The following is a 21516-nucleotide window of genomic DNA, read 5'->3' as shown; positions in this document are numbered from 1 at the left end:
TCAAGCTCACGTATGGCAAGGACCGGGGAGTTTACCCCGGTCCCTGCGCTCTCACATCAGACGATGCGACCCTGGCGAATGACTTCCCTGTACCAGAGCGCACTGAGCTTGGGGGTGCGTGTCTGGGTAGCGAAATCGACATAGTGGATGCCGAAGCGTTTGCCATAGCCATCCGCCCATTCAAAATTGTCCATCAGGCTCCACAGGAAGTAGCCCTTGAGTGGATAACCTTCGGCAACCAGGCGGCGGAACTGGCCGAAATAGTTGCGCAGGTACATGACCCGATCGACGTCATCTATATGGCCGTTGATGACCGGATCGTCGGCCGATGCGCCATTTTCGGAAATGTAGAGTGTCTTCGGTGACCACAGTTCGCTGACCATCCGCGGTCCCCAGTAGGCGACTTCGGGGCCGACCACCAGCCACGGCGAGGCCATGCGCGGCGACGAGGCGATATGCGGAATGGTGACATAGCCCGCGGGGCCATCATCGGCGCGCACCCATTCGGGCGTGTAGATATTGAGCGCCACGAAATCGAGCGGGCTTGAGATGGCGGCCATATCACCGGCCTGAACCTTTGGTGCGGCGGCGCCCTGTTCGGTCAGGTATTCGTCGATATAGCGCCCTTCCATGATGGCGGTCAGGAACATGGCGTTCTTTTCGCGTGTCGCCTTCTTGGCGGCGGCGATATGTTCCGGCGTTTCCATGACCGGGCAATAGAAGACGGTGTTATCGGCCAGCCCGACCTGGGTGCCCGGCTTCGCCTGGGCGCGGATGGCTTGCACACCGAGGCCATGCGCCAGAACGCCGTGGTGGCGGACCTGGTTGACGCCGGCGGCATCGAGCTTCAGGCCCGGCGCATGGATGCCGACCTGATGGCCGAGATCGGTGAAGCAACGCAATTCATTGACCGTCATGAAATTATGCACGCGATCCGACAGCTTGCCCGCCATGAAACCGGCATAGTCGGCGAAGGCGAGGGCCGTGTCGCGGTTCTGCCAGCCGCCCGGCAAAGCTTGCGGCAGATCCCAGTGAAACAGGGTGACATAGGGTTCGATCCCGGCCGCCAGCAGCGTATCGACCACGCGGTTGTAGTAGTCGACACCTTTTGGGTTGGGTTTGCCGCGGCCTTCCGGGAAGATGCGCGACCAGGCGAGTGACATGCGATATGTGCCGACGCCGAGGTTTTTCATCAACTGCACATCATCGGCATAGCGATGATAGCTGTCGCACGCCACATCGCCGGTATCGCCATTGGCGACCTTGCCCGGCGTATGGCTGAATACGTCCCAGTTGGTCTGGCCGCGTCCGTCTTCTTTCACGGCGCCTTCGATCTGGTAGGCGGCGGTGGCGACGCCCCAGCGGAAATCCTTGGGAAAGCTCAGATCTACGGGGGCGGCCTTCGCGGAGCCGATCAGACCCGCGCCCGCTAGGCCCGTAGCAAGTCCGTATCCCAGTTGACGCCTGTTGATATTGGTCATGGTATCCTCTCAAATTTTATTTTTATGGTCCGGTCACTCTCCGATGTTTCCGGGATATCCGCAAGAGCCGGATAGGGCCGCAAAGACGAATGACAAAGCTCAGGAAAAGCTTGTCATTCCTGCCGCCATACCTAGATACTGCGCTTTCACGGATTTAGGGCAGATTCTGCGGGCGCGGCATGGACATTCATCTTTTACTCAACGTGTTCGTCTTCCTGCTGGCGGGCTGCGTGGTCGTGCCGCTGGCGCAGCGCTTCCGGCTCGGATCGGTGCTCGGCTATCTGATCGCCGGCATAATCATCGGCCCCTTTGTGCTGGGCCTGATCGGTGAGGCGGAAAAGGTTATGCACTTCGCCGAGTTCGGCGTCATCATGATGATGTTCCTGATCGGCATGGAACTGGAGCCGGCCATTCTGTGGCGCCTGCGCCGTCAGATTGTCGGTTTGGGCGGGCTCCAGGTAGCCCTGACCGCGCTGGCGCTTATGGTGACCGGTGTGCTGCTCGGCCATTCCTGGCAGGCATCGCTGGCCGTCGGCATGGCACTGGCTTTGTCCTCCACGGCCCTGGTCATGCAGATGCTGCGGGAAAAGAACCTGACCCACACGCAGGTGGGGGAGACCTCATTCGCTATCCTGCTGTTCCAGGATATCGCCGTCATCCCGATCCTGATCATCATTCCCCTTCTGGCATCCAGCCTGCATCTCAGCGTTCTGCCAGCGGCGGGCGAGCATTCAACCAGCCTGATCGCCCACTGGCCGGCCTGGCTGCAACCGGTCGCGGTGGTGGCGGTCATCGCGGGCGTAATCTTCAGCGGAAAATACCTGTCGCGTTATATCTTCGGCGCCATTGCCCGCGCCAACCTGCGCGAGGTCTTCACTGCCGCCTCGCTGGCCCTGGTCATTGGCGTCACCATCCTGATGGAACTGGTGGGCGTTTCCCCGGCGCTTGGGGCTTTCATTGCCGGCGTGGTTCTGGCCAATTCGGAGTACCGCCGCACCATCGAGACCGATATCGAGCCCTTCAAGGGGTTGCTGCTCGGCCTGTTCTTCATCAGCGTCGGCATGGGCATGGACTTCACCGTCCTGATGGCGCATCCGGTCGGACTGATCGCCGCGGTGGTCTGCGTCATGGTGGTGAAGGGCATACTGCTGTTCGGTCTCGGACGTCTGTTCAGGCTCGATACGGCCCCAGCCCTGGGGCTGGCCTTCGGTCTTTGCCAGGGCGGAGAATTCGCCTTTGTCCTGCTGCAGATGATCGGCGGGTTGAACCTGATCGATCCGGAAATCCAGAAATTCCTGGTTCTGCTCGTGGCGCTTTCGATCGCGCTGACGCCGATCCTGGTCGCCATCTATGGCCGATACATCCAGCCGATGTTCATGAGCACCCTGCCGGCCCATTATGACGAAATCGACGAGCATAATGGCGTGATCATCGCCGGCTTCGGTCGCTTCGGGCAGATTGTCGGCCGTTTCATGGTCAGCCAGGGCGTGGAGATTACCGTTCTGGAGAAAAGTCCGGAACAGGTGGAACTACTGCGCAAGTTTGGCTCGAAAGCCTATTTCGGCGACGCCACCCGGCTGGACCTGCTGCGTTCGGCTGGAGCGGAAGAGGCGCGGATGCTGGTGGTGGCGGTCGATGACGCCGACAGCGCGGTTGAAATCGTCAAGCTCGCCAAGGAGAATTTCCCACGGCTCAAGATCTTTGCTCGTGCCCGCAATCGCCGCCACGCCTTCGATCTCGATCGCGCCGGCGCGGACTATTATCACCGTGAACTGCTGGATTCATCCCTGACCATGGCACGCGATGCCATGATCGCGCTGGGGTATCCGAAGGCGGATATTGAACGTCGGGCGAAGAAATTCCGCAATCACGATATCGAAACGTTGAGGCGATCCTTCGCCTTCTTTGAGAGCGAGCCGGACATGATCAATTTCGCCCGGCTCTCCCGCGAGGAATTGGAAGGTATTTTGCGTGAGGACCAGCAAGAAGCTTAGAGACTGTTGCAAATGCGTGATGCTGGGCTGCAACGTGCTGCTTTCTGCGCTTCCGGTGCTCACGTACTTAAGTACGCTGCGCTCCGGTTCTCGAAATCAGTCCGCTTCGCCTCAGCCTGACGCATTTTCGATCAGCCTCTAAGCAGAGGCGATGGCGGCCAGACGCATTTCCAGTTCCGTCGGATTGAACGGCTTGGCGACATATTCGTCCATGCCGGCATCCAGGCACCGTTCGCGGTCGCCGGAAAGCGCGTGGGCGGTGACGCCGATGATCGGCAGATGCGGGCGCCGTTCCTGACGCTCGAAATCGCGGATCGCCATGGTGGCTTCGATCCCGTCCATGTCGTGCATCTGCACGTCCATGAGGCAGGCGATATAGCGGTTGCATCGGGCCAGGGTGACGGCTTCGACCCCATTGTCGGCGACATCATAGTCATAGCCAAACTTTTCGAGATAGGTGGCGACCACCAGGGCATTGGGGGCATAGTCATCAACCAGCAGAACTTTTGGCCTGGTGTCGTCGGGCGGCGGGGAATGCGGCACATTAAGGTCGGCAGAGGCGGGGGGCGAAGCATAACCGTGCGTTTCCAGCAAATGCTCCACCTGGTTCCTCAGCGTGTCGACTGACGCCTTGAGCGTGCGAATAAATGCCCTTTGTCTGTCGGTCAGGGGCTCGCTTTGGGCCAGCAGATCGCACAGGCCGAGCGCGGCGCTCATTGGCGAACGGATGTCATGGGCGATACTATCTTCCGTTAATTGTCTGTCAGACATCATCCGAACCTTGTACGAGCAGGTGAAACAAGGATGCGGCTAGGTGGATAAGGGATCAATGAGGATAAAGCCCTGCATTATCGGTGGCTTGTCAACAGGGGAGAGCCTGCCTATGGTCTTCGGAACAGGGAGAACAGGGATGAAAAAAACCGGCCGCAATGGCGCTGGCATTTTTAGGTTTGGCGGCTTTTTCGGCGCTGGCCGCCAATCCGATCGTGCCGGGTTGGTATGCCGATCCCGAAATCCGCCTCTTTGCGCACCAATACTGGATTTACCCGACCTTTTCGGCTGAGACCACACCTGCCGGGGCCGTTGAGCTGAGCGATGCGCAGAAAAGGCTGCGCGCCAATCCGAAGATATGGTCGCCTTTCCTCAAGCAGACCTTCATGGACGCGTTTTCCTCGGATGACCTGGTCCATTGGCAGAAACACCCGCATGTCCTGGATGTGAAGAATGTCCCTTGGGCGGCCTACGCCTTGTGGGCGCCCTCGGCCATCGAGAAGGATGGCCAATATTATCTCTTCTTCGGCGCCAATGATGTCCATGCCGGTGAACTGGGCGGTATCGGCGTGGCAGTTGCCGATCATCCGGAAGGTCCGTTCAGGGACGCGCTCGGCCATCCGCTGATCGGCGATATCCATAATGGCGCCCAGCCGATCGACCAGATGGTTTTCCGTGACGATGACGGCCAGTATTACATGTATTACGGCGGCTGGAAGCACTGCAATGTGGTGAAGCTGGCACGCGATCTGAAAAGCATCGTGCCATTTCCCGATGGCGAGACTTACAAGGAGATCACGCCCGATCCTGACTATGTCGAGGGCTCGTTCATGGTCAAACGGAACGGCATTTATTACCTGATGTGGTCGGAAGGCGAATGGACCGGGCCGGATTACAGCGTGGCCTATGCCATGGGGCCGACGCCGTATGGCCCCTTCAAGAGTCAGGGCAAGATCCTCCAGCAGGATATGCGGATCGCGCGTGGCGCCGGACATCATTCGGTGGTCAATATTCCCGGCACGGATGACTGGTACATCGTCTATCACCGCCGGCCGTTGGGCGAAACCGACGGTAATCACCGCGAACTGGCCATAGAGCGCATGATTTTCGAGCCCGATAGCCATATTCGGCCGGTGGTGATGACCAATGAAGGCGTCGCGTCACGGCCCTTGCCATAATTTGGTTTGCGAAATAACCCGCCTGTTAACCGTCTGTCTTAAAAAGGCGGCAATGCCACTGTGATATGGTGTGGTATAGTAACAGGAGTATCGCCATGCGCGCTGCCATCACCGAAGACCTGCCGGAAGTATCCCCCGCCATTGCCGCCCTGAGCGGCTTTATCATGGTGTGTCTGGTCCTGCTGGTGCTGGAGGTCGGTGTGATGATGCGCAGCCACGCGGATTACAGGTCTGAGCCGATGAAGACGCATACGGCCTGGCGCAGTCTGACCCATTAGACGGTTTGAATCTGGAAAAAGTGGAAATGGTGGACGCGACAGGGATTGAACCTGTGACCCTTCGCGTGTGAAGCGAATGCTCTCCCGCTGAGCTACGCGTCCGAACCAATGCAGGGAGCGGCGTCTTAGCCTGCGTCAACGCCCGGCGCAAGTGCCTTTTCTATTTTATGCCCGTGATTTGAGACAAGCCTGCACCGCCGCCGGCAGCTCACGGTAATGATCGAGCAGGGCGTCGGCGTTCAGTTCGGTGAGGGGGCGTTCGCTGTAGCCGTGGGTGAACAGGATGCTGGGCACATCCGCGGCTTTCGCCGTCAGGAAGTCGGTTTCCGAGTCGCCGATCATGATGGCGCGCGCCATGTCGCCGCGCATGTCGTCGATACAGGCGCGCAGGTGACCGGCGGCGGGCTTTTTGTTGGGCACCACATCGGCGCCCTTGATGGAGCCGAAACGGTGCGACAGGCCGATGGTTTCGATCAGTTTGACCGCCAGATAGTTGGGCTTGTTCGTGCAGACGGCGAAGCGCGCGCCGGCGGCTTCCAGCGTATCCAGCGCCTCATTGAGGCCGTCATAAACGATGCTGTGGTCATTGATATGCTGCTCGTAGTGATCCAGCAGGCGGTTCAGCAATGGTTTTTCCTGATCGGCGGCCAGGGGGGCGCCTGCCAGCGCGAAGCCACGGCGCAGCAATTCCATGGCGCCGCGGCCGATCAGCGGGCGGGCCTCATCGAGATGGTAGGGTTTCACGCCCTGTTCCCGCAAAACGACATTCAGGGCATTGATGATATCCGGGGCGCTGTCCACCAGCGTACCGTCGAGATCGAAAGCCAGAATGTACCCGTCGAGATTCATTTTATCCAAAGCCGTTTTGTCGTTTCGTTCGGGTTCGCTTTGGGCTAAATCGGCCTGAGTGGCAAACGAAAAGAGTCGTCAAATGAGTGTTACAAGGCGCGCGGCAGTCATTCTGGCAGCGGGGCAGGGGACGCGGATGAAAAGTCCGCTGCCCAAGGTGCTGCATAAGATCGGCGGCCGCACCATGCTCGATCGCGCCATCGATGCGGCCTATGAGGTCGGGTGCGAAAAAGTGATCGTGGTGGTCGGTAATCACAGCCCGGCGGTGCGCGAGACGGCGACCAAGCGGGTGGGCGCGGACAATATTGTGATCCAAGACCCGCCTCAGGGTACGGCGCACGCCGTCAATGTCGCACGCGAGGCTCTGGCCGGGTTCGACGGCAAGATCATCGTCACCTATGCTGATAGCCCTCTGATGGCGGCAAAGGTGCTGGAGCCGGTTTTCGCGCTTGAGGCCGACATGGCGGTGCTGGGCTTCGAAGCGGTCGATCCGGCCGCCTATGGCCGTCTGATGCTCGATGGTGATAAATTAAATGCCATTGTCGAAATGCGTGAATGCACGCCGGAGCAATTGAAGATCAAGGCCTGTAATTCGGGCGTGATCGCCTGTGACCGTGAGTTGCTGTTCTCGCTGCTGGCCGAGGTAAAGAACGAGAATTCCAAGGGCGAATATTACCTGACTGATATTGTCGGTCTGGCGCGGGCGCGGGGATTGCAGCCGCGTGTCACCTTCGCCGAGGAAAACGAAGTGCTGGGCGCCAACAGCCAGGCCGAACTGGCCATGATTGAAAAGGTCTGGCAGGATGGCGTACGCAAGGCTTTCATGGATAATGGCGTCCATATGCCGGCGCCGGAGACGGTCTTCTTCTCGTATGATACCAAGATCGCGCCGGGGGTGACCATCGAGCCGAATGTCGTCTTTGCCGAGGGCGTAACCGTGGCGACCGGCGCGGTGATCCGCGCTTTCTCGCATCTCGAAGGCGCGAAGGTCGGTGAGGGGGCGCTGATCGGGCCCTATGCGCGTTTGCGGCCGGGCGCGGATATCGGTAAGGATGTGCATATCGGCAATTTCGTCGAGGTCAAGAACGTGACCATTGGCGAGGGGGCCAAGGCCAATCATCTGAGCTATCTGGGCGACGGCAGCGTGGGGGCGGGCTCGAACATCGGCGCCGGCACCATCTTCTGCAACTATGATGGCTATTTCAAATACAAGACCACGATCGGTGAACGCGCCTTTATCGGTTCCAATACCTCGCTGGTGGCGCCAGTGACGGTGGGTGATGGCGCCATGACCGGCTCAGGCTCGGTGATCACCGCCGATGTCGCGCCGGGCGCTTTGGCGTTTGAACGCGCGCAACAGATTGAAAAAGCAGGCTGGGCAACCGCCTTTCGTGAACGCAAGGCGGCCGAGAAGGCTGTCCAAAAGGGTAAAAAATGATGACCGCTGACGAACAGAAGAAACAGGTTGGTGATGCCGCAGCGGACTATGTGAAGGACGGCATGAAGGTGGGGCTCGGCACCGGTTCGACGGCCGCCTGGTTCGTCAAGGCCCTGGCCGAAAAGGTCAAGGCCGGCATGAAGCTGACCCTGGTTTCGACCTCGATCCAGACGACTCAACTGGCCGAAAGCCTGGGGCTGACCATTAAAGATATTAATGATGTCGGGGTGTTGGACCTGTGTGTTGATGGTGCGGATGAGGTCGGCCCCGGCCTGGCCCTGATCAAGGGCGGCGGCGCGGCCCTGCTGCGTGAAAAGCTGATTTGGGAGCAGGCGAAATCCTGCATCGTCATCGCCGACGCCGCCAAGAATGTGCCGCTGCTGGGCAAGTTTCCCTTGCCTATCGAGGTCGAACCGTTCGCCTGGAAGGGCACGGTCAACCGGATTTCCGACGTGCTGGTCGATTTCGACATCAATATGATGCCGAAGGTGCGTATGAAGGGAGAGAGCCACTGGATTACCGACGGTGGTAACCTTATCTTTGACGTGGCTTGCGGGGCGATCCATGAACCGGCCGGGCTGGCGCATGAGTTGAAGTCGCTGACCGGGGTTGTGGACCACGGCCTGTTCCTCGATCTGGCGGATATTGCCCTGATCGGCGGCGAAGAAGGCGTCACGGTCCTGCATCCTTGATTAAAGCGGATCATCCGCGCGAAAGTATCGATTATGACCAAGTATGACTACGATCTGTTTGTTATCGGTGCCGGTTCCGGCGGGGTGCGTGCGGCGCGTCTGGCGGCGCAACTGGGCCTCAAGGTGGCCGTAGCCGAAGAGGATCGTCCGGGTGGCACCTGCGTGCTGCGCGGCTGCGTCCCAAAGAAGTTCATGGTCTATGCCTCGGAATTTTCCGAACAGGTGCATTATGCCAAGGGGTTCGGCTGGAACGACGCCTCGATCGGTGCCTTCGATTGGCAGAAATTCAAGGACACCAACAACGCCGAACTGACGCGCCTGTCGCAGATCTACACTGCCAACCTGGTCAAGGCCGGGGTCGAGGTGATCGCGGCCCATGCGGCTTTTAAGGATGAGCATCACCTCATCCTGACGACGAAGCAGGGCGGGGAACGTGTTATTTCGGCAAAGAATATTTTGATCGCCGTTGGGGGCTGGCCGTTCCTGCCACAGCACTGCCCCGGCGTGGCCGAACACGGCCTGACCTCAAACGACATGTTCAACCTGCCGGAATTGCCGAAGTCGCTGGCCATTGTCGGTGGCGGCTATATCGCAGTCGAATTTGCCGGCATCATGCATGGTCTGGGTGTCGACGTGACGCTGCTTTACCGCGGCCAGAAAATCCTGCGCAGCTTCGACGATGATGTGCGCGATCACCTGGCCAGCGAAATGGCCCTGCGCGGCATCAAAATCCGTACCCAACTCGATCCGGTGGCGCTGAAGAAGACCGATGCGGGTATGGAAATCAGCCTGAATGACGGTACGACCATGCTGGCAGACCAGGTGCTTTATGCCTCCGGTCGCAAGCCGAAAACCGAAGGGCTGAACCTGGACGCCATCGGCATCACACCCGATGTGCATGGCGCCGTGCCGGTCGATAAATATTCACGCACCAGCCACAAGCATATCTATGCCATCGGCGATGTCACCAACCGCGCCAACCTGACTCCGGTGGCGATCCGCGAGGCCATCGCCTTTGTAGAAACGGCGTTCAAGGATAATCCTACCGCTTTCGATTACGAAAATATCCCGACGGCGGTCTTTTCGCAGCCGCAGATTGGCACGGTGGGCCTGACTGAGGCGGAGGCGATCGAGCAGGGGCTAAAATACGATGTCTACCAGACGCGCTTCCGGCCGATGAAAACAGCCTTTGTGCAGGGCGAAAGCCGTGTCTTCATGAAACTGATCGTCGAACAGAAAAGCGATATCGTCCTGGGTGTGCATATCGTCGGCGGCGAGGCGGGTGAAATTATCCAGTTGGCCGGCATTGCCGTCAAGGCGAAGCTGACCAAGGCGCAATGGGATGCCACCTGTGCGGTCCACCCCACGGCGGCCGAGGAACTGGTGACATTGAAAGACAAAAGAGCATGACGCAGGACAGGCTGGGCCTGCTGAGCGCCAATCGGAACAAGAGCCTCTGGCGGCGGATCAGGGATGGCTATCCCGCGATGGTGCTTTACGGCGGCCTGACTATTTTCGGTCTGTGGGCCTATGTCTCGACCACCGGCCTGCCGGCGCTGCTTTTGCTGATCGGCCTGCTGAGCCTGGGACATCTGTTCCTGTCTCATGGTTCCTGGAAGGCGTTCGCGCCTTTCATCGGCCTGACGGCGCTTCTGCTAATACTCGGCCTGCTGCGGTCGGATTTCGCCGAGGCGGTCATGCGAGGTGTGCCCATGGCCCAGGCGTATAAGGGCTCACAACTGGTTATTACCGGTGATGTCACCATTACCGTGCCGATGGTGCTGTGGGTGATTGCCTGGGCAAGCATTTTTGGCGCCCGGTCGCTGAGTGATGCTCGTGCCTACGCACTTTTCAAGTGGTTCGCCTATGTTCTGAGCGCGCTGGCCGTGGTGCAGTTCATGGAGGCGGTGAGCCATTTTGGCCTGCGCCAGATGTTGAGCGCCAATGTATCGAAAAGCCGCGACAACATGCTGATCGTCGGCTTCGCCAATACCAATTGCGCATTGCTGATGATGTTCTGGCCGCTGGTCATGGTCCAGATGGCGCGCGGCAAGCCCGTGACGGTCGCCCTGACGGCCGTGGCGCTGATAGCCGCGGGCTTTGCCAGTGACACGAACGCGCAACTGCTGGCCCTGGCGGCTTCCGCGGCGGTCTTCCTGGCGGTAAAATACTGGCCGCGCACTCTTCAAGCCCTGGCGCCGGAACGGGTGATGGCCGTCTTGAGCCTGATCCCCATGTTGTTGTTTCCGGCCATCATCTACGGCCTGATGCAGAGCGGCCTGGCGCAGAAGATCAAGACCGACCTGCTGCCATCGTGGGCGGCGCGCATCGATATCTGGACCTTTGCCGTATCCCGCGCTCTGGAAAAGCCGATATGGGGGTGGGGCTACGAGACCTCGCGCCGCTTCGACCCGATGATACCCAACCATCCGCATGACATGGCCCTGCAAGCCTGGCTGGAACTGGGGATTCCGGGGCTGGTTCTGCTGGCGGCTTTCTGGTTCTGGCTGTTCTGGAGCATGAACATCAAGGGCGACCGCGTCGAGGTGGAAAAGCCGTCCGATGGCCTGCGCGCCCTTGATGATGATATGGGCTTTGCCTCCGCTGAAGGGACTCTGTCTCAGCGCTTCCAGCCCTACCTGATGGCGCAGGCAACGTGCTTCCTAGTCATCGGCACCATCAGCTACGGCCTGTGGCGCGCCTGGTTCTATTGCCTGGGCGCTTTCGCCGTTATGGCGGCAATTCTGGCGGTCAAGGCGGCGCGCGAAAGCATAAAGTTACGAATTTAACTACAAGTGCCGGACTTTACAGAACAAATTTCCCGCCTATATGTATCTCGTCCGGTTTCAGTGTTGAGTTTGACCGGCTTAGAGTTTAAATAGAACAATGAAAAAGACATGGTCCCCCCAAGACTGGCGCTCCCTGCCAGCCCTGCATATTCCGGATGATTACCCGGATACCCAGGCCCTCAAAGCTGTTGAAAGCGAACTGTCGCACCTGCCGCCGCTGGTTTTTGCCGGTGAAGCCCGTCGCCTGACCTCGGCGCTTGGCAAGGTGGCCGAAGGCAATGGCTTCCTGCTGCAAGGCGGGGACTGCGCGGAATCCTTCAAGGAATTTTCCGCTGACAATATCCGCGATACCTTCCGTCTGATCCTGCAGATGGCGGTCATCCTGACCTTTGCCGGCGGCAAGCCGGTGGTCAAGGTGGGCCGCATCGCCGGCCAGTTCGGCAAGCCGCGCTCGTCTGCGATCGAGACGATTGATGGCATCACCCTGCCGTCCTATCGCGGCGACAATATCAACGGCATGGAATTCACGCCGGAGGCGCGCATTCCCGATCCGTCGCGGCTGATCAAGGCCTATCACCAGTCCTCGGCCACGCTGAACCTGCTGCGCGCTTTCGCCCAGGGCGGCTATGCCGACCTGTACAACATCCACAAGTGGACGCTGGGCTTCGTTTCCGGTTCGCCGCAGGGCGAGCGTTACCGCGCCCTTGCCGACAAGATTTCCGAGACCCTGAGCTTCATGTCGGCCATCGGCATCACGCCGGACCGCCAGCCGGAAATCCGCCAGGTCGATTTCTTCACCTCGCACGAAGCCCTGCTGCTCAACTACGAGCAGGCGATGACCCGCGTCGATTCTACCTCGGGCGACTGGTACGATACCTCCGCCCACATGCTGTGGATCGGCGAGCGCACCCGCCAGCTCGATGGCGCGCATGTCAATTACATGAAGGGCATCAAGAACCCGATCGGCGTCAAGGCCGGTCCGACCATCGAGCCGGACGACCTGCTGCGCCTGATCGATACGCTCAATCCGGAAGGTATTCCGGGCCGCCTGACCGTCATCGGTCGCTTCGGCTCCGACAAGGTAGGCGAGCGCCTGCCGCGTCTGATGGCCGCCACTAAAAAGCACGGTTCGCCGGTCATCTGGTCGATCGATCCGATGCACGGCAATGTCGTCAAGGCCAATAACGGTTACAAGACGCGCCCGTTCGACCGGATTTTGTCGGAGGTACGTTCCTTCGTCGATATCGCGGCGTCAGAGGGCGTCCATCCCGGCGGTATGCATCTGGAAATGACCGGCCAGAACGTGACGGAATGTACCGGCGGCGCCTTTGCGCTTTCGGAAGAAGATCTGCAGGACCGTTACCATACGCACTGCGATCCGCGCCTCAATGCCGATCAGGCGCTGGAGCTCAGCTTCCTGGTGGCTGAGCGTCTGCACAGCCTGAAATCGGCGGCCAGCAAGGCGGCTTGATTCGCGTCCTGGCCTGAATATCAAACCCGGACCCCGGTTCGGGTTTTTTATTGACTGCGCGTGGACCGTGATCACAAAATCAGCTATATCGCCGGGCATGAATACCCTGATCACCCGAATTGAGCCTCAAACGAGGGCGGCATTTGCCGCCCTTTTTCGACTGTCATGGCCGGTGATCGCCTCGCGGGTCGGCGTCATGCTGATGGCTCTGATGGATACCATCATCGTCGGCCAGCATAGCTCGGCCCAATTGGGTTATCTGACCCTGGCCCAGGCGCTGCACTGGGTGCCGGCCCTGACCTCCATGGGCCTGCTGATGGGCGTACAGGTCAAGACCTCGCATTTTATCGGGGCCGGCGACCTGCACCGGGTGGGAGCAGTCTTCCAGCGCGGCATCGGCTATGCTCTGATGCTCGGCATCGGTTTCATGGCCATCCTGCTTCTGGGCGGCACGCATTTCCTCGGTCTGGTGGTGAAACAGGACATGGTGGCGGGCGCGCACCTGCCGCTGATCCTGTTCGCCTGTTCGATCCCGGTTTTCCTGCCAGGCCAGGTCGGTTCGCTGTTTCTCGAAGCCCTCGGCCGCACACGCGATACTCTGATCGCCACCTTGATCGCCAATGCGCTGAATGTCGCCCTGCTTTTGCTGCTGGTGCCGGGGCATGTCACCCTGCTTGGCATTCATTTCGAGGGCGCCATGGGGGCGGCGACCGCCACGCTGATCGCGCGTGGCCTGCAATCCGCGGGTCTGCTGATCCATATCCTGCGCCTTAAGGAAACAAAGCCTTTCGATTTGCTGGGCCGGCAGGAAAAGGATCATCATGGGGCTGTCGAGCAACGCCATGTTGGCTATGCCACGGGTGCGGCCTATTTCATCGAGGTCGGCGCCTTTGCCGGCATGACGATGTTCGCCGGTCATATCGGCGAAATCGAGGTGGCAAGCTGGACCATCGTGCTCAACTATGCCAGCGTCGTCTTCATGGTGCCGATGGGACTTTCCGCCTGTTCGGTGCTGGTCGGCAAGGCATTCGGCGCCGGTGATGGCGCCGCTTTGGCGCGAATGGGGCGGGTGAGCTTTATTTCAGCCGGCGCCTTCATGACCGCCGTGGTGATATTTACCGCGCTATTTGCAGGTGTGATTTCGCGCTTCTACAGCCATGACCCGCATCTGCTGCCGAACGTGCAGATGGGCCTTCTGCTGTCGTGCTTCTTCTTTATCCCCGATGGTCTGCAGGTGGTGGCAGCCCAGGCCCTGCGCGCGCGCAAGGACATACTGGCGCCGACGGTCATTCACTATGTCTCCTACGGTGCGATCATGCTGCCGCTGGGATTTTTGTTCAGCATTGTCTTTGGCTGGGGCGTGGCCGGCCTCGTCTGGGCCGTGGTGGCGGCTTCACTGATTTCCGGCACCTTCCAGACGGCCCGTTTCCTGTGGCTTGATCGGCGGGCAGCCAGAATTATGCCGGCTTGACGCCCTCGACCAAAAGCACGCGATAGTCCGCACCAAGCTGCCGGTGCTTCATCGCTTCCTGATAGGCGGGCGAGCCATGCCAGGCGCGGGCGTGGTCCATGTCTTCGAATTCGAGGATGACAATTCCATCGGCTTCTGCGCCTTCCAGGGCTTCGTGGGCGCCATAAAAGGCCAGTTGCCGGGGCGGGTTATCGCCGCGCGCCTTGCGGGCCAGTTCGGCGTAGATCGTCATTTCGGCCGGATCAGTGATGCGGTCGCGGATCATGATGACATAGGCGGTCATTTGGTTTCCTTTATGAAGGGCGTTGAGCGAATAATATAACCGCCGAACCGGCCAGGCAAAGCATAAGGCCGGCCAGATCCCACAGGTCCGGGCGCTGTTTCTCCACCCACCACAGCCAGCCGATCGAAGCGGTGATATAGATGGCGCCATAGGCCGCATAGGCGCGTCCGGCGGCGGGCGTATCGATCAGGGTCAGCAACCAGGCGAAAGCGCACAATGATAATGCGCCGGGGATCAGCCAGAAGGGGGATTTGCCCAGTTTGAGCACGGCCCACAGACTGTAACAGCCGGCGATTTCGGCGATGGCGGCGAGAAGATAGATGACGAGGGGCTTAAGCACCCAGGATCCAGCCTTCTTCCCCGGCGGCGATGGCCAGGTCGCTTTCGCTCAAGCCTTTCGGCGCGGCGAACAGGGCGCCCAGTTGCCCCTTGTCATCGGCTTCGGCCAGGGCTTGTGCCGCGATACGCACGCCGGTCGCGTCCTTGACCTCGCCGGGCTCGGCCTCGCCGTCGAACACCGCTGGAAAGACCTCGGCGATCAGGGTGGACACACCATCCAGCGCGGCCTCATCGAGCGCCCCGAAACCGGTCTGGAACGGCCAGATTTTCGCGCTGTCCCCCAAACCCTCGGCTAGGGCCTTGAAGGCGGGAATGCCGAGCATGGTCTGGCCGGCTACGACGCCGGCGCCATGCATCTGCCACAGGCTCTTGGCGGCCTGGGCTTTCTTGTGCGCCTTGCGGGCGGCCTCTTCGGTCAGGCGGAATTCGGGGAAATCGCCAAGGCTTTCCGGTTTCAGCGTGGAGAGCCACTTTTGCGCGTCGCTCTTGGGGCAGCCCCAGAAGGGGTGCGCCTCATCGGTCATCAGGCGGTTCATCTTGGCGGCCACCTGGAAACGGTTGTTCTTGTTGTCGAGTTTGTCGACAATGTTTTTGGCCAGGAATTCCCACATGCCGGCCCAGTTCGCGCCCTTGACCTGAAGGCGTAACGCCGTGCCGCGCGGGAAGCCGAGCGCAAAATCGAGACCCAGGAAGACGCGGTCGCCGCGCTTGTGCAGGTCGGCCAGGATCGTCTTCAGGAGGGCGACGGCTTCGGCGCGGGTGGCCGGATTGTGGGCTTCATAGGAGAGGCGGAAGCGGATATCGCGCTTCATCACACCGATCCAGACCGAGGATTCGCCGGTCTTCTTGCCTTCGGCGGCGCTGTAGTCGACAATCACATAGGCGCCAAACAAACGTGTCACAGGCAAAATCTCCCAGGTCATCCAGAGGTCGTTCACCGACATCCGGCATGTGCGAGCGGTAAAAGTTCGCCCTGTTTAGACCCGATAAGCATGGCGAAAAAGCGGTTTATGTGGCTTTGCACAATTTATGTAGCGTAAATTGTATTCCATTTTTGCCGCGAAGCGGTTTAAGCAGATACCCATTAACGACAGAAGAGATTGTCATGGCTAAGGTTTTGCGGGTGGGCGTCGTGGGCGCCGGTGTTTTTGGCGGATATCATGCCAATAAATACAAGCAGGCTGAGGCCGTCGAATTTGTCGGCATCTATGATCTCGACAAGGCGCGGGCCGAGGCCCTGGCGGCCCGGCATGGCGTCCAGGCATTCGGCGGCGATGAACTGCCAAGTTTCCTGGCTCGGATCGATGCCGTCACCATCGCCACGCCCGCCTTCGCCCATGCGGCTGTCGCGCTCAAGGCGCTGGAAGCCGGGGTGCATGTCTATAGCGAAAAGCCGCTGGCCATTACCATCGCCGACGGCCACGCCATGGTCGATCTGGCGGCGGAAAAGGGGCTGGTCCTGGCCTGCGGCCACCAGGAGCGCGCGGTTTTTGAGGCCATGGGCCTTTATGATGTGCCGGAAAGGCCCTTGCGCCTGGAAGCCGTGCGCAACGGCACGGCCTCGACGCGCAATCTCGATGTGTCCGTCGTGCTTGACCTGATGATCCACGATCTTGACCTGGCTCAGAGCCTGGCCGGCGCCGGACCGGGCGGAATGCAGGCCACCGCCCGCTATCGCACGGATGAAGGTTATAAGGCGGTTGGCGCTGACGAGGTTACGGCCGAGGTGGAATTCGAGAACGGCATGATGGCGCATTTCCGGGCGTCGCGCATGGCGGAGCAGCGCGAACGTACCATGCGGATCGTCTATCCCAGTGGTGAGGTCAATATCGACCTCTTGAATCGCAAGTTTGAGAACAATACGCCGTTCCGGCTGAATGCCGACTTTGCCGAGGCAGATATCGCCAGGGATCCGCTTGGCACCAGCGTGTTCCGTTTTCTGGATACGGTACGGGGCGTGCGCGCGGCGCCGCTATGCGCAGGCAAAGATGCCCTGAAGGCTCTGGTGCTGGCGCTGTCTATCGATGAGGAAGTGGCGCCGGAACCCAGCGAATACACTATTTACTGAGTTCTGCCCTTGAATATGATGCCGAAGGTGAGCACACCGAAGGCGGCGGTCATCAGCCAGTAGGCATATTCGCTTATATGGGGTACAGGGCGGAAATGGCCGATCAGGCTGGCCATGACCAGCGCCACGGCGATGAAAAACAGCAACAAGGTAAAAGCCGAGAGCTTCATAACCGACGCGAACCCACCCATCTGATTTATTCAGATCGCTATACGCCTATTTGTTCAAACAATTGTGATAAGATCAATGGCAAATTAACCCGGATTGGGTGCGCTGCCGCATTAATTATAGCCGTCAAATCGCCTTTGCGGTGAAAAGCAGTTCGTGCAGTACCGTCACAGCCGAAAACATGGAAACGGCCAGCAGCATACGCGCCACGCCGAGTTCTTCCGGAGCAAAGGCTGTGCGGCCTTCGATAATGGCGACGAAGGGGATGATCGAGGTCCGGCGCTTGATCGAAGCGTAGGTATCTCCCATGAGCGCCATACGCTTACGGTCGATATTATTGGCGCCCAGGGCGCACAGGGCCAGCATCGAGCCGAAGAAGATCCACGCCGCCAGGTTGCCATTGCAAATAATATGGGTGAGGGCCCAGATGCCGATACCGGCCAGGATCGGATGCCGCGAAATCCGCACAATGCCGTAGACGGTCTTATCCGGCAGTTGGCGCAGGGCCATGAGGTTGGTGGGCGAAGGCGTGACGATGCCGACCACGACGAGCAGGAAGGCCAGGAAGTTGCCGAACAGGCCGATGACGCGCAGAAAGGTTTCCGATTTCCAGAGGACCACATTCATCGGGTCGCTCAAGGCGATGCCGAAAGCAATGACCATCCAGGCCAGGCCGCCGGTCGATAACAGGGAGAAAAGGATATAGTAGGCGACCCCGCCGATCCTGGCGATGATCTGGTCTTTCATCGTCGTGCCGCTGATCATCAGATGGATGCAGAGGAAGAAGGCGCACGCCAGTGCCAGGGTCCACATGAGGTCTAAAGTCTCCGACCGGTCTCGATAGTCTCAACGCCTAACATGGCGATACGGGCTTGGCCATGCGCAAGCACGCAAGGCGGTGATATTTATGAGTTCTGGGCCTAGATATAGGGGATAAGCGGCGCGTTCAGCACATCGCCTTCCGGTCTGGCCGGCGGGGCGGAGGCCGGTGGCAGGGCCGGGCTTGCCGCAGTGGCCATGGGCGGTGGTGCGGGTGGTGGCGTAAGCGAGGGCGCCGGCATGAAATCGGGTATGCGTACAGGCGCCGCGGCCGCCGGTGCGCCGATGACCGGCTGGGGCGCACTGATCGTACGGCGCAGGACCGCCTCGACATGATAGAACCATTTCCGGACATTATTGATGGCAGCGCGCGGCCCCTCGGCGCGGGCCGTCAGGGTGTCGTTCGGATCCCAGATCACAAGCTCGAAGCTGGGGAAGGCGGGGTCATCGAGCACCAGCCGCATGGTGACGCGGTGGACCGTGGGGGCGATATCATCCAGCATCATGTGCGGGCCGCTGCGCATCACGCGGCCGATCACCTTGTCGTCGACAATGACCTCCATGCCCATGAGTTGCGACATCTTGTAAGGGCGGTGGGGCTTCTTGCCAAAATCTTCGACAATGATCAGCCGGTCGCCTGCAAAGGAACTGGCGGCCGCCGCCTTGCGGACCGGTTCCAGCACCATGACATCGGCCTTGAAGGTTTCCAGCCCGTCGCGCAGTTCATCTTCCAGCTTCTTCGGCTGTTCGACGCGCGAGTCATAGACGCGGTACAGCACGACCAGAATGGCCAGCACCGCCGCTGACAGGATGATAATCGTGGGCAAATAGGTCGGCAAAGCAAGGCTACCTGTAACGGCTATTGATTTATCTACAGGAAGTTAACCACGAATTTCGTGGCGCGTTAAGCCTTTAACCGCAGAGACTACCGCTTTTCGTCACGATAAGTGTCGTTTGTGTCATCGTCTTCCCCCATATCCGCTTCCGTCTCTTCCCAGGGCGGCAGGTCATTGAAGGACGGTCTGGTATTCACCTGCGGGGCGGGCTTTCGCACGGGCTCGGCGGCTTTTTCCGCGTCTTCGGGATAGGGCGAGCGGTCATCGACCGGCATACGCTTGATGACAGCATCGATATGCGACAGCCATTTGCGGCCGATCCGCACGGCTTCGGCGGCGGTCTGGGCGTGGACCGGGTTATGACTGACATCGCCGAACAGGTTGACCTCGAATTCCGGCGTCTCCACATCATTGAACATCAGGCGCAGGGTCACTTTTGACGCCTGGGCGTGGGTTTCGTTCAATACCTTGCGGCTTTCGCCCTTCTGCGCGCGGGCAACCACGCGTTCATCGACGATCAGTTCGGCGCCTTCGATTTCATCGAAAGCGAAGACCAGCCCCTGCGCACCGGTCTTCCACATGATGGCGAGATCGCCGGCGGTGAAGTCCAGCCCCGCCGCCTTCTGTCCGCCGAGATCGTAGACCACGGCGTCGGCGGTTTTCCCAAGGGATGTATTGAGGGCGCGGGCGAGGCGGCGTGACGACTCGAACCACCACATCAGGCCCGACGCGATCAGGGTCAGTCCGATGCCGGCGAACAGGAAATACAACAGGATACGCGCGGCATGGGCCATCGGTAGATCACGCCAGGAGGGTTATGGGTAACAAACCCTTATTGTGACGCGGGCGGGTTAAGATTTTGTTGTCAATTCGATGGCCACGGGCACGTGGTCCGAAGGCTTGGCCTCGTCATGCGTGCGGCCGCGTGTATCCTTGTGGATGATCACATCGGCCAGACGATCGGCGGCCTGCGGGGAGAGCAGGTGATGATCGATCCGGATACCCTCGTTTTTCGGCCAGGCGCCTGCCTGGTAATCCCAGAAAGTATAGCGGTTGTCTTCGGGGGAACCGGAAAAGGTGGAATGGGCCTCGAAGGCGTCGGTATAGCCGAGGTTTTTCAGGCCCTGGTAAGCGCGGCGCACGGCCGGCTGATAGAGGGCGTCATCCAGCCACGGCCCTTCCTTCCACAGGTCGGCTTTTGTGGGTATGATGTTGAAATCACCGGCTAAAACGGTCATTTCTTCAAGTTTCAGGAGTGAATCTGCATGAGCGTGCAGGCGCTCCAGCCAGCGCAGCTTATAGGCATATTTGTCGGTATGGACCGGGTTGCCGTTGGGCAGGTAAATACAGCCGAAGCGGATCGGCTCCGGCGCCTCGATCACCGCCTCGATATAGCGCGAATGGTCGTCCTGGTCGCTTTCCGCTTTCGGCAGGCCGCGCCGGATGTCGCTCATCGGAAATTTCGACAGGATGGCCACACCGTTGTAGGTTTTCTGGCCATGGATGGCACAGTTATAGCCAAGTGATTCAAACGCTTCGGTGGGAAACTTCTCGTCGATGCACTTGATTTCCTGCAGACCGCAGACATCGGGCTGCGCCTCGCTGAACCACTCCAGCAGAAGCGGCAGGCGGGCATTGACGGAGTTGACGTTCCAGGTGGCGATTTTCATGCGCTCAGGTGTAGTTCGATGAGCGGATTCGGGCAACCCCAATCAGGTGAAGTCCTGCGGTGCATCCGGCCGCGCCTCGCAGACGTGCCACAGGACACCGGCAGGATCATAAATAAAAGCCACCCGCAAACCCCAGGGCTGCATTTTCGGCGCCTTGGGCGGCTGGACGCCGAAGCGGTCGGGAAGATCGAGGCCGTTTATATGCGACCACCAGGCGTCGAGATCCTCGACCATCAACTGCATCATGAAATTGTGCGCCCATTGTTCCACCCAGGCATTTTGCAGGATAAAGCCGCCGGCGCCTTCGCAGGCGAAAATCGCCACCTCGCTGTCGAGTAGTTTTTTAAAGCCCAGCGCTTCGTAGAACGCCTTGCTTAAGGCAAAATCCTTTGCCGGCATGAAGGGGCGGGCGACGATGGCGGCCAAGGGCGCTGATGGGGGCATGGGGCGATCCTCAACGGTTGATCGACCGCCAGAATAGGCACGAAAAGGGATTTATTACAGCGAAAAGCTGGTGCCGCAGCCGCAGGAAGCCACGGCCAGCGGGTTCAGGATCTTGAACTGGGAACCGACCAGTTCCTCGACATAATCAATCATTGAACCCGCCATCAGGGGGGCGGATATCTCATCGACCAGGGCCGTGGCGCCATCATGTTCTATCCGGCTATCGTCCGGATTGGCCGTGTCGGTCAAATCAAGCACATACTGGAAACCGGAGCAGCCGCCACCCTCGACCATGACGCGCAGCATGACCGGATGGCCGGCTTCATCGCTCAGGGCATTGAGATGTTTCGCGGCGGAGGCGGTGAGGGTGATATTGTGGCTCATGCAGGCAATATGGGCGCATTTGCCGGCAAAATCAGCCCCCGCGGTCATATTTCCCAAAGATTTTTTAGGGAAATCAGTATAGCGACAGCCTGA

23 protein-coding genes and 1 tRNA gene are annotated in these 21516 nt (G+C 59.8%); 10 read left to right on the top strand and 14 right to left on the bottom strand.

Annotation, left to right across the window (positions count from 1 at the left end):
• Window positions 1–56: 56 nt before the first annotated feature.
• Window positions 57–1481, bottom strand: a complete 1425-nt coding sequence (locus ACTHND_RS10190; protein ID WP_440177835.1) for a GH1 family beta-glucosidase — start codon at window positions 1479–1481, stop codon at window positions 57–59.
• 179 nt (window positions 1482–1660) lie between these two features.
• Here ACTHND_RS10190 and ACTHND_RS10185 point away from each other — a divergent pair, with 179 nt between their 5' ends.
• Window positions 1661–3475, top strand: a complete 1815-nt coding sequence (locus ACTHND_RS10185; protein ID WP_440177834.1) for a monovalent cation:proton antiporter-2 (CPA2) family protein — start codon at window positions 1661–1663, stop codon at window positions 3473–3475.
• A 138-nt stretch (window positions 3476–3613) separates the two neighbouring features.
• Here the strand turns inward: ACTHND_RS10185 and ACTHND_RS10180 are convergent, their stop codons facing one another.
• The gene (locus ACTHND_RS10180; RefSeq protein WP_440177833.1) at window positions 3614–4246 is read right to left on the bottom strand and encodes a response regulator; all 633 of its coding nucleotides are present in this window, start codon (window positions 4244–4246) and stop codon (window positions 3614–3616) included.
• A 158-nt stretch (window positions 4247–4404) separates the two neighbouring features.
• Here ACTHND_RS10180 and ACTHND_RS10175 point away from each other — a divergent pair, with 158 nt between their 5' ends.
• Window positions 4405–5424 (top strand): glycoside hydrolase family 43 protein, encoded by a 1020-nt coding sequence (locus ACTHND_RS10175; protein ID WP_440177832.1) that lies wholly within the window; start codon window positions 4405–4407, stop codon window positions 5422–5424.
• 95 nt (window positions 5425–5519) lie between these two features.
• Window positions 5520–5702 (top strand): hypothetical protein, encoded by a 183-nt coding sequence (locus ACTHND_RS10170; RefSeq protein WP_440177831.1) that lies wholly within the window; start codon window positions 5520–5522, stop codon window positions 5700–5702.
• Window positions 5703–5729: 27 nt separating this feature from the next.
• On the opposite strand, the gene ACTHND_RS10165 is transcribed toward ACTHND_RS10170, so the two are convergent.
• Window positions 5730–5804, bottom strand: a tRNA-Val gene (locus tag ACTHND_RS10165).
• Window positions 5805–5867: 63 nt separating this feature from the next.
• Window positions 5868–6551 (bottom strand): phosphoglycolate phosphatase, encoded by a 684-nt coding sequence (gene gph / locus ACTHND_RS10160; protein ID WP_440177830.1) that lies wholly within the window; start codon window positions 6549–6551, stop codon window positions 5868–5870.
• Between the two features lie 82 nt (window positions 6552–6633).
• Between gph and glmU the strand changes: the two genes are divergently transcribed.
• From glmU to ACTHND_RS10130, 6 genes are all read left to right on the top strand, one after another.
• Window positions 6634–7989: a bifunctional UDP-N-acetylglucosamine diphosphorylase/glucosamine-1-phosphate N-acetyltransferase GlmU gene (gene glmU / locus ACTHND_RS10155; protein ID WP_440177829.1), complete on the top strand. Its 1356-nt coding sequence runs from the start codon at window positions 6634–6636 to the stop codon at window positions 7987–7989.
• Window positions 7989–8681 (top strand): ribose-5-phosphate isomerase RpiA, encoded by a 693-nt coding sequence (gene rpiA / locus ACTHND_RS10150; protein ID WP_440177874.1) that lies wholly within the window; start codon window positions 7989–7991, stop codon window positions 8679–8681. The genes glmU and rpiA overlap by 1 nt, the downstream gene beginning before the upstream one ends.
• 33 nt (window positions 8682–8714) lie before the next feature.
• Complete coding sequence (gene gorA, locus ACTHND_RS10145) at window positions 8715–10091, top strand: glutathione-disulfide reductase (protein ID WP_440177828.1); 1377 nt, start codon at window positions 8715–8717, stop codon at window positions 10089–10091.
• Entirely contained in the window at window positions 10088–11470 is a 1383-nt protein-coding gene (locus ACTHND_RS10140) for an O-antigen ligase family protein (protein WP_440177827.1), read from the top strand. The genes gorA and ACTHND_RS10140 overlap by 4 nt, the downstream gene beginning before the upstream one ends.
• Window positions 11471–11567: 97 nt before the next feature.
• The gene (locus tag ACTHND_RS10135) at window positions 11568–12941 is read left to right on the top strand and encodes a class II 3-deoxy-7-phosphoheptulonate synthase (protein ID WP_440177826.1); all 1374 of its coding nucleotides are present in this window, start codon (window positions 11568–11570) and stop codon (window positions 12939–12941) included.
• A gap of 67 nt (window positions 12942–13008) precedes the next feature.
• Window positions 13009–14412 carry an MATE family efflux transporter gene (locus tag ACTHND_RS10130; RefSeq protein ID WP_440177825.1) on the top strand — a complete coding sequence of 468 codons (1404 nt, stop codon included), beginning with the start codon at window positions 13009–13011 and terminating at the stop codon, window positions 14410–14412.
• Here ACTHND_RS10130 and ACTHND_RS10125 read toward each other — a convergent pair.
• From ACTHND_RS10125 to ACTHND_RS10115, 3 genes are read right to left on the bottom strand one after another with little or no spacing between them, the layout of a single operon-like run.
• Window positions 14399–14695 carry a DUF1330 domain-containing protein gene (locus tag ACTHND_RS10125; RefSeq protein WP_440177824.1) on the bottom strand — a complete coding sequence of 99 codons (297 nt, stop codon included), beginning with the start codon at window positions 14693–14695 and terminating at the stop codon, window positions 14399–14401. The two genes, ACTHND_RS10130 and ACTHND_RS10125, sit on opposite strands and share 14 nt — an antisense overlap.
• A 10-nt stretch (window positions 14696–14705) precedes the next feature.
• Window positions 14706–15035, bottom strand: coding sequence for a YnfA family protein (locus tag ACTHND_RS10120; protein ID WP_440177823.1), 330 nt, complete (start codon window positions 15033–15035; stop codon window positions 14706–14708).
• Complete coding sequence (locus ACTHND_RS10115) at window positions 15028–15936, bottom strand: cobalamin biosynthesis protein CbiG (protein WP_440177822.1); 909 nt, start codon at window positions 15934–15936, stop codon at window positions 15028–15030. The genes ACTHND_RS10120 and ACTHND_RS10115 overlap by 8 nt, the downstream gene beginning before the upstream one ends.
• Before the next feature lie 203 nt (window positions 15937–16139).
• Here ACTHND_RS10115 and ACTHND_RS10110 point away from each other — a divergent pair, with 203 nt between their 5' ends.
• On the top strand, window positions 16140–17102 hold the full coding sequence (locus tag ACTHND_RS10110) for a Gfo/Idh/MocA family protein (RefSeq protein ID WP_440177821.1): 963 nt from the start codon (window positions 16140–16142) through the stop codon (window positions 17100–17102).
• On the opposite strand, the gene ACTHND_RS10105 is transcribed toward ACTHND_RS10110, so the two are convergent.
• From ACTHND_RS10105 to ACTHND_RS10075, 7 genes are all read right to left on the bottom strand, one after another.
• Window positions 17096–17251, bottom strand: coding sequence for a hypothetical protein (locus ACTHND_RS10105; RefSeq protein WP_440177820.1), 156 nt, complete (start codon window positions 17249–17251; stop codon window positions 17096–17098). The two genes, ACTHND_RS10110 and ACTHND_RS10105, sit on opposite strands and share 7 nt — an antisense overlap.
• Window positions 17252–17396: 145 nt before the next feature.
• Window positions 17397–18083: an NnrU family protein gene (locus tag ACTHND_RS10100; RefSeq protein WP_440177819.1), complete on the bottom strand. Its 687-nt coding sequence runs from the start codon at window positions 18081–18083 to the stop codon at window positions 17397–17399.
• Between the two features lie 107 nt (window positions 18084–18190).
• A complete protein-coding gene (locus ACTHND_RS10095; RefSeq protein WP_440177818.1) occupies window positions 18191–18916 on the bottom strand; it encodes a hypothetical protein in 726 nt (241 codons plus the stop codon).
• Window positions 18917–19014: 98 nt separating this feature from the next.
• Complete coding sequence (locus tag ACTHND_RS10090; protein WP_440177817.1) at window positions 19015–19719, bottom strand: hypothetical protein; 705 nt, start codon at window positions 19717–19719, stop codon at window positions 19015–19017.
• 57 nt (window positions 19720–19776) lie between these two features.
• Window positions 19777–20595 (bottom strand): exodeoxyribonuclease III, encoded by an 819-nt coding sequence (xth, locus tag ACTHND_RS10085; RefSeq protein ID WP_440177816.1) that lies wholly within the window; start codon window positions 20593–20595, stop codon window positions 19777–19779.
• A gap of 42 nt (window positions 20596–20637) precedes the next feature.
• The gene (locus ACTHND_RS10080; RefSeq protein ID WP_440177815.1) at window positions 20638–21039 is read right to left on the bottom strand and encodes a VOC family protein; all 402 of its coding nucleotides are present in this window, start codon (window positions 21037–21039) and stop codon (window positions 20638–20640) included.
• Between the two features lie 54 nt (window positions 21040–21093).
• Window positions 21094–21471: a HesB/IscA family protein gene (locus ACTHND_RS10075; RefSeq protein ID WP_440177814.1), complete on the bottom strand. Its 378-nt coding sequence runs from the start codon at window positions 21469–21471 to the stop codon at window positions 21094–21096.
• Window positions 21472–21516: the final 45 nt, after the last annotated feature.

The sequence above is a fragment of the Asticcacaulis sp. genome (genome assembly GCF_051954415.1).
Classification (GTDB): domain Bacteria; phylum Pseudomonadota; class Alphaproteobacteria; order Caulobacterales; family Caulobacteraceae; genus Asticcacaulis.
This window is presented reverse-complemented; position numbering and strand designations above follow the sequence as displayed.